General features: G+C 54.0%; 11 protein-coding genes. 8 read left to right on the forward strand and 3 right to left on the reverse strand.

The window, feature by feature from the left end; translation table 11 throughout:
* The first annotated feature begins 26 nt into the window (after nucleotides 1-26).
* The 6 genes from ENH71_RS05255 to ENH71_RS05280 all read left to right on the forward strand — a co-directional run bounded on the left by ENH71_RS05255 (nucleotide 27) and on the right by ENH71_RS05280 (nucleotide 7,231).
* The gene (locus ENH71_RS05255; RefSeq protein WP_294137597.1) at nucleotides 27-1,211 is read left to right on the forward strand and encodes a LegC family aminotransferase; all 1,185 of its coding nucleotides are present in this window, start codon (nucleotides 27-29) and stop codon (nucleotides 1,209-1,211) included.
* Nucleotides 1,212-1,213: 2 nt separating this feature from the next.
* Nucleotides 1,214-2,395: a UDP-N-acetylglucosamine 4,6-dehydratase gene (locus ENH71_RS05260; protein ID WP_317622742.1), complete on the forward strand. Its 1,182-nt coding sequence runs from the start codon at nucleotides 1,214-1,216 to the stop codon at nucleotides 2,393-2,395.
* A 32-nt stretch (nucleotides 2,396-2,427) separates the two neighbouring features.
* Complete coding sequence (locus tag ENH71_RS05265; protein WP_294137602.1) at nucleotides 2,428-3,204, forward strand: acyltransferase; 777 nt, start codon at nucleotides 2,428-2,430, stop codon at nucleotides 3,202-3,204.
* A 23-nt stretch (nucleotides 3,205-3,227) separates the two neighbouring features.
* Nucleotides 3,228-3,926 (forward strand): sugar transferase, encoded by a 699-nt coding sequence (locus ENH71_RS05270; RefSeq protein ID WP_294137605.1) that lies wholly within the window; start codon nucleotides 3,228-3,230, stop codon nucleotides 3,924-3,926.
* Between the two features lie 56 nt (nucleotides 3,927-3,982).
* Complete coding sequence (locus ENH71_RS05275; RefSeq protein ID WP_294137606.1) at nucleotides 3,983-5,245, forward strand: nucleotide sugar dehydrogenase; 1,263 nt, start codon at nucleotides 3,983-3,985, stop codon at nucleotides 5,243-5,245.
* 147 nt (nucleotides 5,246-5,392) lie between these two features.
* Entirely contained in the window at nucleotides 5,393-7,231 is a 1,839-nt protein-coding gene (locus ENH71_RS05280; RefSeq protein ID WP_294137608.1) for a S8 family serine peptidase, read from the forward strand.
* A 78-nt stretch (nucleotides 7,232-7,309) separates the two neighbouring features.
* Here the strand turns inward: ENH71_RS05280 and ENH71_RS05285 are convergent, their stop codons facing one another.
* Complete coding sequence (locus tag ENH71_RS05285) at nucleotides 7,310-7,858, reverse strand: type 1 glutamine amidotransferase domain-containing protein (RefSeq protein ID WP_294137610.1); 549 nt, start codon at nucleotides 7,856-7,858, stop codon at nucleotides 7,310-7,312.
* Between the two features lie 331 nt (nucleotides 7,859-8,189).
* Between ENH71_RS05285 and ENH71_RS05290 the strand changes: the two genes are divergently transcribed.
* A complete protein-coding gene (locus ENH71_RS05290; protein WP_294130196.1) occupies nucleotides 8,190-9,518 on the forward strand; it encodes a PQQ-dependent sugar dehydrogenase in 1,329 nt (442 codons plus the stop codon).
* Between the two features lie 101 nt (nucleotides 9,519-9,619).
* On the opposite strand, the gene ENH71_RS05295 is transcribed toward ENH71_RS05290, so the two are convergent.
* Nucleotides 9,620-10,810 (reverse strand): phospholipase D-like domain-containing protein, encoded by a 1,191-nt coding sequence (locus ENH71_RS05295; protein ID WP_294130195.1) that lies wholly within the window; start codon nucleotides 10,808-10,810, stop codon nucleotides 9,620-9,622.
* A gap of 32 nt (nucleotides 10,811-10,842) precedes the next feature.
* A complete protein-coding gene (locus tag ENH71_RS05300) occupies nucleotides 10,843-11,748 on the reverse strand; it encodes an AEC family transporter (protein ID WP_294130192.1) in 906 nt (301 codons plus the stop codon).
* 91 nt (nucleotides 11,749-11,839) lie between these two features.
* Here ENH71_RS05300 and cysQ point away from each other — a divergent pair, with 91 nt between their 5' ends.
* Nucleotides 11,840-12,646, forward strand: a complete 807-nt coding sequence (cysQ, locus tag ENH71_RS05305) for a 3'(2'),5'-bisphosphate nucleotidase CysQ (RefSeq protein WP_294130189.1) — start codon at nucleotides 11,840-11,842, stop codon at nucleotides 12,644-12,646.
* The last annotated feature ends 14 nt before the right edge of the window (nucleotides 12,647-12,660 follow it).

The raw sequence follows: 12,660 nt of genomic DNA on the forward strand, positions 1-12,660 counted from the left end.
TTAGCTAGGTTGTTTGAGATACACGTATGGTCAATGACACTGAACATCAATTGGTCAGCCTTATCAGGGATTTGTATGGCCCTGAGTCTCTGCCGCTTCACCGTCCTGTATTTGAGGGTAGAGAAAAGCAGTATCTAAGTGAATGTATCGACTCGAATTTCGTCTCTTCTATAGGAGCAAAAGTTACCGAGTTTGAACAAAGAATTGGCGAGTATACCGGAGGGCGGTTCGCTGTAGCGACAGTAAATGGCACCGCGGCACTTCATATTGCTTTAAAAGTAGCTGGGGCTAAGCCCGGAGATGAAGTTATCAGCCAAGCACTGACATTTGTTGCTACCTGCAACGCGATCTCTTATGCGGGCGCAGAACCTGTCTTCATAGACGTTGATTGTGGCACCTTGGGAATGAGTCCTGACGCATTGCAGTCCTGGCTCAATGACAACGCTGAGCGTCGTGCAGAGGGAGCGTGGAACAAAAACACCGGTGCTCGACTTGTTGCTTGCGTCCCTATGCATACCTTTGGTCTACCTTGCCGCATTCAACAGATTGCGGATGTTTGTGCAACGTGGGGTATTGCGTTAATTGAGGATGCCGCCGAGTCTTTGGGAAGTTTCGTCAACACGCACTCTGGATGGCGTCACACGGGTACGTTTGGAGAATCAGCCACATATAGTTTTAATGGCAATAAGATTATTACCACTGGTGGCGGCGGCATGATTGTTACTAGTGATGAACATCTGTCGAAATCAGCCAAGCACCTCACGACGACGGCTAAAGTCCCGCACCCGTATGAGTTTACCCATGATCAAATCGGTTACAACTATAGACTGCCAAACTTGAACGCTGCACTAGGTTGCGCCCAGATGGAGAAGTTGGAAGTAATGCTTAGGATTAAGTCTGAAATTGCCAACAGCTATCGCCAGTTTTGCAGTGAACACAAGGTACATTTCGTTGATGCTCCGGCTGGAACTCAGCCTAATTTTTGGTTGAATGCTATACAATTGGAGTCTCGTGAGCAACGCGATGAGTTTCTGAAATATACAAACGCAAATGGCGTGATGACACGACCAATTTGGCGTCTAATGAGTTCTCTTGAAATGTTCAAACATTGCCAGCACGATGGACTGAAAAACTCTCACTGGTTGGAGGAGCGTGTAGTTAACCTGCCGTCAAGCGTACCAGAAAGTGAGTTCTGGAGGCTTCGCCAGTGAATATGCTAGAGTTGATAGGGCGCAGTAAGCCACTGTTTGAGGGCGATGTGTTGCGCGAAGAGCGCAATTTGTCTGAGTTGGTGGCTAAGAGCCGATTTCTTGTAATTGGTGGTGCTGGCTCAATTGGCCAGGCGGTGGCCCGCGAGATATTTAAACGTAGACCCGCCGCTTTGCATGTGGTCGACATCAGCGAAAACAACATGGTTGAGTTGGTGCGCGATATCCGCAGCACCCTGGGTTATATCGACGGCGACTTCCGAACCTTCGCCATAGACTGTGGCTCCCATGAGTTTGCAGCCTTGATGAATGCGGGGCAGGGCTACGACTATGTATTGAATCTGTCGGCAATGAAACATGTGCGCAGCGAAAAAGACCCATTCACGCTGATGCGCCTGATTGAAGTCAATATCCTGAACACCATTGCCTCAATGCAGCAGGCGAAGAAGCAAGATGTACATAAATATTTTTGTGTATCAACTGATAAAGCTGCTAATCCAGTGAATATGATGGGAGCAAGCAAACGCATTATGGAAATGTTCCTGATGCGCGAAAGTCTGACCTTGCCGATATCAACCGCCCGATTTGCCAATGTGGCATTCTCCGATGGTTCCTTGTTGCATGGGTTTAACCAGCGCTTTGCCAAACAGCAGCCAATATCTGCCCCCAATGATGTACGCCGCTATTTTGTGACACCACAGGAGTCTGGAGAGCTGTGTCTGATGTCAAGTCTGCTCGGCGAGAACAGGGATATCTTCTTTCCAAAACTAACCGAAGCATTGGATCTGACGCGTTTTTCCGATATTGCCGTGCGCTATTTGCAGGCGCTGGGTTTCGAACCGTTTGAATGTGGTTCAGAAGACGAAGCCCGCGGCCGCAGTGCGGAGTTGATTGCGCGCAAGCAGTGGCCCGTTTATTTCTTCGCCAGCGACACCACCGGCGAGAAAGACTTTGAAGAGTTCTACACGGACGCGGAAACACTGGATATGGACAGGTTTCCGAATCTGGGTGTGATCAAAAATGAACCGATATTTGATGCTGACAAGCTCGATTGGTTTATATCCCGCATCGATGATATTCGTTCTGGCGCCACGTGGGATAAGCCGGAGATTTTGGCGTTGTTTAACGAGATGATTCCGGACTTTAATCATAAAGAAACCGGGAAGTACCTTGATAACCGGATGTGAACGATGGTTGAACGAATAAGGGAGCCTCCAGCGTGCAACTGATTTTTGACCATAAGATGCTCAGGCATATTAATGAATCTGCTGAGAAAGAACACGGCAGATCTTCACGCTTTTTGCGGATGCTAGAGCGTGCTCTCGGTTTATCTGTTATACGGTACCCACTTGCGTTGGTCGAATACGCGGTCGGATTCCTCCTTGCGCTACCGATTCCCATTTACAGTTCTATTGTGTACGGCGCGATTAGCAGCGCCCGCGGCTTGCCGCACATGGGAGGTATGTATTTTCGAGCGTTGTATTACCGGCAAAAGCTTGGGCATATGGAAGCAAATGTTTTCATTGATCAGCGTGTGTTCTTTGCCTACCCGAAAAGAGTAAGTCTGGCCGAGTTTAGCTATATTGATAAAAACGTAATTATCATGAGCAAGTCAGCAATAGTGGGGCGACGAGTACATATTGCGCCGCGCGTGTTCGTGAGCGGTGGGGGCGAATTTGAGATTGAAGATTATGCTTGCGTTGCTACCAACTCCAATATTATTACGTCGACAGAAATTCTCAAAGATGGCGCACGTTGCTCTGGACCCATGGTCAGCGCAAGTCAGCGATATGTTTATAGAGCCAAAGTGTTGATAAAAAAGGACGCTTTTATTGGTGCGAACGCGACATTGCTGCCGGGAGTCGTGATCGCTGAAGGCTCGGTAGTGGGCGCCGGGGTAACGGTCGCCAAATCCACTCAAGCGTGGGGGGTTTATGTTGGTTCAAAGACCCAGAGAGTTTCTGATAGAGAACCGGTGAAGTGGCCTGACGACTGATTTTTTGCTTTTAGGAATTGAGAATGATTAGATTGCTGGACATTTTTTTTGCCGTGCTCGGCCTGTTGGTATTGGGCATTTTTATGATCGGCGCAACAGTAATAAATCTATGCACGGGCGAACACAAGGTGCTTTATAAACAGAACCGGGTAGGAAAGGATGGCAAGGACTTCAAGTTGTACAAGTTCGCCACCATGCTGGAAAATAGCCCCAATATGTCTGGTGGTCTGGTGACAGCCGTCAACGATCCGCGGGTGTTGCCGTTTGGCCGTTTCCTTCGCCGCACCAAGGTCAACGAGCTGCCGCAGTTGCTGAATATCATGAAAGGAGACATGAGTTTTGTTGGACCCCGACCTCAAACCCGTCCACACTACAGCCTGTATACCCCGGAGCAACAGCGCATCATTGACGCCACGGGGCCTGGGCTGACCGGTGTCGGTTCCTTGTTTTTTCGCAATGAGGAGCAAATGTTGGTTGATTGTGGCAGCGACCCCATACGCTTTCATGACGAAGTTGTTACGCCTTACAAAGGCGATTTGGAAGTGTGGTATGCGGAGAACAAGTCGGTTGGCCTGTACTTTAAGATTATTTATCTGACGGCTGCCAGTATTATCAATCGTCACCTAAATACATTGAGCTATTTCAGAGGATTGCCTACGCCGCCGCCGGCATTGATGGCTTTGTTGACGCCGGAGCAGCAGGGGCTGTTCAAGCGAAACTAACAATGGCAATCGTACAACTTAGGGATGTAGACTGAACTTCTACATATGGATGAAACATGAATGATCTGAATCTCGCCATCATCGGCCTCGGTTACGTCGGCCTTCCACTCTGCGTGGAGTTTGCCCGCCAGTATACAACCATTGGGTTTGATATTTCCCGACGCCGTGTTGATGAGTTGGCACAGGGGATCGACCGCACCCGCGAAGTCGATGAAAACGACCTGAAAGCTGTAAGCAAAAACGGGCTGCGCTTCTCCACTGAGCTCGACGATATTGCCGACTGCAATATCTATATTGTTACAGTGCCCACGCCGGTGGACCGGCATCACCGACCGGATCTGTCGCCACTATTGGGCGCATCAGAAACAGTGGGTAAAGTTTTGAAGCAGGGCGACATCGTTATCTTCGAATCTACTGTCTACCCTGGCGCCACCGAGGAAGACTGCGTACCGGTGCTGGAAAAGCAGTCGGGTCTCAAATTCAATGTTGATTTTTTCTGCGGCTATTCACCGGAGCGTATCAATCCGGGGGACAATACGCATACCGTGACGCAGATCAAGAAGGTAACCTCCGGCTCCACACCAGAAATTGGTCAGCGGGTAGATGCGCTTTACAAGAGCATCATTACTGCCGGTACTCACCTGGCGCCTTCCATCAAGGTGGCCGAGGCTGCCAAAGTGATCGAGAATGCGCAGCGTGATGTCAATATCGCTTTTGTGAACGAGTTGTCGATGATCTTTAACCGCATGGGCATTCGTACCTCCGATGTTCTGGAGGCTGCGGCCACCAAGTGGAATTTCCTGCCGTTTAAGCCAGGGCTGGTTGGTGGACACTGCATTGGCGTGGATCCGTATTACCTGACACAAAAGGCGCAGGAGCTGGGTTATAACCCGGAGATCATTCTGGCTGGTCGACGCTTGAACGACAACATGGGCATTTATGTAGCCAACCAGGTGGTGAAACTGATGATCCGCAAGGGTCAGAAAATTGAGGGGGCACGCGTATTAATGCTTGGGATGACCTTCAAGGAAAACTGCCCGGATATCCGAAATTCCCGCGTAATTGATGTGATCCGTGAACTGGCTGACTTTGGCTGTGTAGTGGATGTTTACGACCCTTGGGCTGATGCCGATGAGGTGAGCGAGGAGTATGGTCTGTCCTTGCTGCCGGGAGATCGTGAACCACCCGTGTGTAATTACCAGGCGGTGGTGTTGGCGGTGGCGCACACAGAGTTTGTTGGTATGCCGCTGTGCCCGACATCGACGCAAGTGGTGTATGACATCAAGTCGGTTTTGCCGGAGAGTGACGGGAGTTTGTAGGACGAAAGGGACGGGCACTTAAAGGGGACGGAGGGATTTGCATAGCAAATTTTACCTCCGTTTCCTTTAAGTGCCCGTCCCTTTTTTAGTGTTAACCTGACAGAATCAATAAAAAGTATCGAATCTGCCTAAAAAGAGAAAAAAATTATGCCGATACAGTTCTTGCCTGATGATGAAGATGTCCGGTCAACTAACACAGGAAGCCAGACTGCTTTCACTATAGAAAACAACACCGAAGGATTAATTGGTGTTTTCTGGATTGATCACAGCGGTAGCTACAAACCGTATGGATACGTAAGCCCGGGTGGGGAGCATTCGTTTAACACGAATACCGGCCACCCATGGTTTATCGAAACTGTTAATGACGATTTTAAGTTTTTCCCGACGCAAAAAGGCGTTATCGAGGTCAATAATAAAGGCCCTGTCTTTGTGACGGAAAATGACTCAAGTGAGCAGTTCTTTGGTACATGGAGCACGCTTTGGGGCCACGGCGTACCGGATGTGGCAAAGGCATTAGACATTGACGATGCCCATACGCCATTAATCGAAACCCAGATGAATAATCATGCAATTTTGAACATGCTCAACGTACCGGCAGCCTGGGCTCAAGGCTTGAGGGGAGACGGTGTCAAGGTGGCGGTTCTGGATAGCGGTATTTATACCCATGAAGAGCTTGAAGTTTTTCATGAATACGATGTGACGACCAGGAAAAATGACAGTGGTGCTACTGCTGAGTATCTTCATGGCCTTAGAGTAGCCTCCCCAATTGCCGCTAGATACGATGAGCACAAATACAACGGATCGCCTGTGCCAGATATTTCGGGCGTCGCACCCAATGCGCAGATCATTGATGTCAGGATAACGCAGCAGGGTGGCGGCTCCAACGCTGAAAATATAAAACAGGGAATCGATCACGCACTGCAGCAGGGTGCTAAAGTCATACAGATTTCCCAGATTAACAACGGCAACTTTGTATCTCCAATCATCATGGAGTCGGTAAAAAAGGCATTTGATAGCGGCGCTCTTGTTGTCTGGGCCGGAGGCAATTTTGGCAGCCCTAACCCGACAGGCCTCGCTTTATCGTCTTTGACAGGTATGAGTATCAGCGTCGGCAATTACAATTTTGACAATCGTCAGCCTTTCGGTTCTTCCAACCTAGCTGGCGTGGTGAAGTCACCGTATGTGTTCGCCCCGTCCAATGGTTATTATCCTGATGGCAATGAAGGCTATGAGCGCGTTGTGGATGGTGGCACCTCGTATGCATCGCCCTATGTATCGGGAATAGCTGCGCTATTATTTCAAAAGTATCCTGACGCGACGGTAAGCGACATTATTGACCTTATTGTTGAGTCAAGCTGGATACCGTCGGTAGGGCGCGGAGCTGTGTTTAACAGCAATGGTAATCGCATTGTGAATCTCGACCTGTTGGATCAGGTGACCCTGGATACTGCGGCCACAGATGTGATTTTGGTGGACGGTCAAATTGCCCAGCACAGCTTTACTGTTGATAGTGCTGATAAACGGATACTGACGTTTGATAACCAGCAGTTTGATTTCACGGGCGCAGACAGGATCAAATTTGACGATCGGGCCCTTGCCTTTGACATGGAGGGCAAGGCGGGCGATGCGCTTGAGATCATGTTCGCGCTCACGCAGAGACTGTATTTTGATGATCCCAATATCGTTGGCATACTTTTGAACAAGCTGGACACGCTGCACAGAGATGAAGTCGTGGAGTTCGCCGCCCTGAATGTACTGGGGCCCAATTGGGATGCCCGGCAGTTAATTGCCACTACGGCGCAGAATATCTATGGTTTAGGTCCTGACTCCGGGATTGTTGATGTTTTGCTGGCAGTACAAAACACTAGTGGCGCCTCAGATATGGATCTGTTTTGGGATCTGGCAGAAAGTGAGCAAAATCACGTCAATATCGGGCTGGTGGGGATGCAGGCTGATGGGCTTGAGTACAACCCGGTCTATGGATAGGAAATCTACCGGAAAATAGAGGTTGGCGCTTCAGGGGCAGGGGGGGATTGCGTGACAAATCCCCCCGTCCCCTTTTTACTAGTGCCGACCCTCAGCCAACTCCTCCAGCATCTTGTCGATAAACTGTGGAATGTCATCAGGCTTGCGGCTGGTCACCAACCCATCGTCGACCACCACGGGTTTATCCACCCAGTGTGCGCCGGCGTTTTCCAGGTCGGTTTTGACCGATTCGAATGAGGTCATGGTTTTGCCTTTGACCGCGTCTGCCGTTATCAGCACTTGCGGGCCGTGACAAATGGCAAAAATCGGTTTGGCCTCGCGCACAAAATCGCGGGCGAACGCCACGGCGCTTTCGTCATTGCGCAGGGCATCAGGGTTCATCACACCGCCTGGCAGCATCAGCGCATCGTAGTCTTTGCTTTTGGCTCTGACCGCCGTCAGGTGGACGGCGAAACGATCGCCGGTTTTATCGTGGTGCATGCCCTGGACTTCACCGGGTTTCAGTGACACCACGGTGACCTTGGCGCCGGCTTCGCGCAGCGCGTCTTTGGGCTTCTGGAACTCGACTTGTTCAAACCCGTCGGCGACAAGAATGGCGACATGTTTGTTGGCTAATTGTGTATCCATACTCCCTCCTGTTCAGCACGGCTTCCATGGAAATGGTGGCATGAAAGCGATGTGTAACGGGCCAGTGTACAGATGTTGTGAGGAGATTAAAGGGGGGGGGCCGAAGGGGACGCAGGCGTTTAGCACACTGAACACCTGCGTCCCCTTTTTTATAAACTGGCGGGTCAATGACAGGGTAACGTCGCGTTCACTCGGGAACACCTCAGTTTGCAAGTTGACTGAATCACTAATACCTTACCTGATACCTCAATAAATAGTCAGACAACTGCTCATCGATTGTGTTCGTATCAATCTACAGACGATATCACCGGGATGCAAAGGAGGACGTCAGATGAAGATACCTGTACAACTAGCCGCGCTGGCGGGCACGGCGCTGATCAGCGCCTGTGGTCAAAACGCCCAGTTACCGATTGAGGCAACCATGGGGCCGGATCCGCAAATAGCCGAGTCGGCGGGTACGATGCTGCCCACCATCAACATTCCCGAGACCACAGGCTGGCCGCAGGAGCGCACACCGGTGCCTGCGGAGGGCACCGAGGTGTCGCTGTTCGCTGCGGATCTGCAGAACCCGCGCTGGCTGTATGAGCTGCCCAACGGCGACATCCTGGTGGCCGAGAGCAAGGCGCCGGCAGGTTCCAGCCCCGGCGGTTTCAGAAGCTGGGTCGCCGGCATGCTGATGAGCCAGGCGACATCGGAGGTGCCCAATGCCAACCGCATCACTCTGCTGCGCGATGCTGACAATGATGGCGTTGTCGAAGAGCGGCACACGTTCCTGGAGAACCTGAATTCACCGTTTGGCATGGCGCTGGTTGATGATCATTTTTATGTCGCTAACGCCGATGCGTTGGTGCGCTTCCCGTATCAGTCAGGGCAAGACGCGATCACTGCCGCACCGGAGCTGGTGCAGGACCTGACCCTGGGCAGCATTAATCATCACTGGACCAAGAGCCTGCTGGCCAGCCCCGATGGCGAGTATCTGTATATCGGCGTTGGCTCCAACAGTAATGTTGCCGAAAATGGCATGGACGAGGAAGAGGGCCGCGCCGCCATCTGGCAGGTCGATGTCGCCACCGGGGAGTCGCGTATCTATGCGCAGGGGCTGCGTAATCCGGTGGGCATGGCCTGGCAGCCGCAGACTGGTGAGCTGTGGGTGGCGGTCAACGAGCGCGATGAGCTGGGCAGCGACCTGGTGCCTGACTATATGACCAGCGTCTCGGAAGATGGCTTCTACGGTTGGCCGTGGCGCTATTACGGCAGCCATGTTGATCAGCGTGTTGAGGCGCCGATGCCCTATGAGGATGATGAGGTGCTGACGCCTGACTATGCGCTGGGCGCCCACACCGCGTCGCTGGGTCTGGCGTGGCTGGGGGCCGGGGCTGAACTGCCCGCGCCATTTGCCCGGGGCATGCTGGTCGGTCAGCATGGTTCCTGGAACCGCGATCCGCTCAGTGGCTACAAGGTCATCTTTGTGCCGTTTGGCAGTGGTGAAACGGCGGGCGAACCCGATGGCAATCCGGTTGATCTGCTTACCGGGTTTTTGAGCGACGATGAATCACAGGCCTATGGCCGTCCTGTTGGTGTGCTGGTTGAAGAAGACAGCGGCAGTGTGCTGGTGGCCGATGATGTTGGCGGTCGTGTCTGGCGCGTGACAGGCCGCTGACGCTGGTGAAATCTGTAAACCTTGACAGTTAAACGGCTACTGCATAGCGCCTGTGTAGTCCGCCTTTATCTGCGCTGTCTCTTTTTTTTGTCACATCGACATCAATAGAAACTCAAAAACAGATCCGCCAGCCTTTTCACCCGGCCCCAGAACCAGATGGTGAGCCGATAATTCAGTGGCAGTTGTTGCCACTGCTGGCGGGTCAGCTCGGTGCTCTCGCTGAAGTCCTGTTCAAAGCTGTGTTGCACGGATTGCGACAGTGCCGGGTCCAGGGCGTTCTGGTTGGCTTCCAGATTCCAGTGCAGCGTCCAGTGATCAAAATTGCAGGAGCCCAGCGATACCCACTGGTCGATGAGCGTCGATTTCAGGTGCAGGAAGCGTGGCTGGTATTCGAAGATTCTGACGCCGGCGCGGAGCATTTCGGCGTAGTAGATCTGGCCGGCGTAGCGCACCGGTGGCAGGTCGGTGAAATTGCCGCATACCTGCAGGCGCACGTCGATGCCGCGGCGCGCAGCGGCGGTCAGGGCCCGGCGCAATGAACGTGGCGGCACGAAGTAGGGGGTGGCAAGCCAGACGCGGCTTTGTGCGTGACGGATGCGGCTGACCAGTGACAGCAGCAGGTCGCGGTTGTTGCGCGAGGCGCTGAACGCTACCCGACCCAGACCGGCCCTGGCGTCGGGCAGGGGTACGCTGGCATGTTTTTGTGACGGGCTGTCGAGCCGCTTGCGCTGCGGTCTGTTGGCTTGCTGCCAGGATTGCTCGAACAGCTTTTGCCAGTCGTGGGTGATCGGGCCTGTGATCACCAGCATTTGTTCATGCCAGCGCGTCTGCGGATCTTTTTCGCCGGGTTGGCTGTCATCGGCCTCGCAGAACGCATCAGTGAAACCCAGGCCGCCGGTGCAGGCGATGCGCTGGTCAAATATTAGCAGCTTGCGGTGATCGCGGTGCAGGTTGCGCACGCCGTTATGCCAGGTAAGGGGGTTGTAGAAACGCAATTCGACCCCGGCCTGACGCAGTGTCTCGCGCTCTTCGGGGACAAACTCGGACGCGCCGTTGGCGTCGAACAGGCAGCGCACAGACACCCCGCGCCCGGCGGCGTCCGTCAGCGCGGCCACCACCCGCCGGGTGGCCTTGCCGCTTTCTACCAGATACAGCTCGATGTCGATGTGGTGCTGTGCCTGTTCGATGTACTGCAAAATACGCGGGAAAAACTCGGTGCCGTCGATCAGTAGCTCGAACTGGCAGTCGGAGCGCCAGTTGAACGGTTTTTGCTGCTTTGTCTGCATCGTCATTTGGTTATTTTTTATCTCCTCCGTCCCCATTATCACAGCAGTAACCACAGCGGGATAACGGCGAAGGCTAGCAGGGTCTGGGCGCTGATGATGTTGGCCATCATCACTGCGTTGCCGCCCAGTTGCCGGGACAGGATGTAGGCTGAGGTGGCCGTCGGCAGACACGCCAGCAGCAGCAGGACCTGTCGGCTGAGCAGGTCGAGTTGCCACCAGATCGCCAGACCCAGCATCAGACCGGGGAAGACAATAAATTTGAGCACGCTGGCCAGTACAATGGTGGGCCAGTCCTGTTTCACCGTGCCCAGGCTGAGGGCCACACCCACGGCAAGCAGGCCCAGCGGCAGGGCGGCACTGCCCAGGCGTGCCAGCAGACCTTCGATCCAGGCGCCACCCAGCCCGACGCCGCTGATGTTGAGTACAACGCCCAGCACGCAGGCGATGATGAGGGGGTTGCGCAGCAGTCCTTTCAGCACACCACCGGGCGTCCTGGTGCTGCCGTCGATGACCATTGAAAAACAGATGACACAGAGCACATTGACCAGCGGAATCATGATGCTGACGGCAATCGCGGCGATAACCAGTCCCGGGTCGCCAAACAGTGCGCTGGCCACGGCCAGACCGATATAGGTGTTAAAACGGATGGCGCCCTGAAACAGCGAGGTAAAATCGGCCGCGGTGCGGCTTACCCACGGCCTGAGCAGCCACGTCAGTGCGCTGGTCAGCGCCAGCGCTGCGCAGATCACCAGGGCGAAGCGACCGAAGTCGGCATTGCTAAAGTCGGCCAGCGCCAGACGGTGCACCAGCAGGGCGGGAAAGGCGATGTAGTAGGTCAGGCGTTCGATGCCCGGCCAGAACTCGGCCCCGGGGAAGTTGATCCGGCGCAGCAGCGCGCCAAACAGTATCAGCAGGAACACCGGTCCCAGGGCATTGGCAATCATGGACGATCCTTTTCACGTTTCCTGATGCAGACGGGCCGTGTCGCGCCAGTCTGCTATAGTACGAGTTTGCCGCACCTTCGGAGACAAACCAATGCCTGATCCTGTTTTTAATGGCACTTTTAATGACACTTTGCTGAATAACCGGGCTGAGCTGCTCAAACTTCTCACCCAGGTGGCCCGTGACGCGGGCAGCGTGATCATGGCCGTTTATGCCACTGATTTCACCGTACGCGGCAAGGAAGATGAATCACCGGTGACCGAAGCCGATGAGAAGGCGGAGCAGGTGATTGTCAGCGCGCTGCGCAAGCTGACGCCGCAGGTGCCGGTGATTGCCGAGGAGGCCATGGCCGCGGGCCATCGCGAATCGGTTGGTGACCTGTTCTGGCTGGTGGATCCGCTGGACGGCACGCGGGAGTTTGTCAATCGTAATGGTGAGTTTACCGTCAACATTGCGCTGATCGAGAACGGCGTACCGGTGCTGGGGGTGGTCTATGCCCCGGTGATCGACCGCATGTTTGCCGGCGCCAGTGAGCAGGGTGCGTTTGTGGTTGAAGCTGGTGGCCAGCAGCGGCCGGTGCGCACGCGTGAGGTGCCCGCAGCAGGCCTGACGGTGGTCGCCAGCCGCTCGCATGGTGATCCGCAGGCGTTGCAGGCGTTTCTGGGTGAGCGCACGGTGGCTGAGCTGCGCACGGCCGGCTCGTCTTTAAAAATCTGCCTGGTTGCCGCCGGCGAGGCGGATCTCTACCCGCGCTTTGGTCGCACCATGGAATGGGATATCGCGGCCGGGGACGCCGTGCTGCGCGCAGCCGGTGGGCGCCTGACAGATATGAATGAGCAGGCGATGGCTTACGGCAAACCGGGGTTTGAGAACCCGAACTTTGTTGTGTGGGGGCGTTAGTGAGAAAGGGGACG

The organism is Pseudohongiella sp., from assembly GCF_011050365.1.
Classification (GTDB): Bacteria; Pseudomonadota; Gammaproteobacteria; order Pseudomonadales; family Pseudohongiellaceae; genus Pseudohongiella.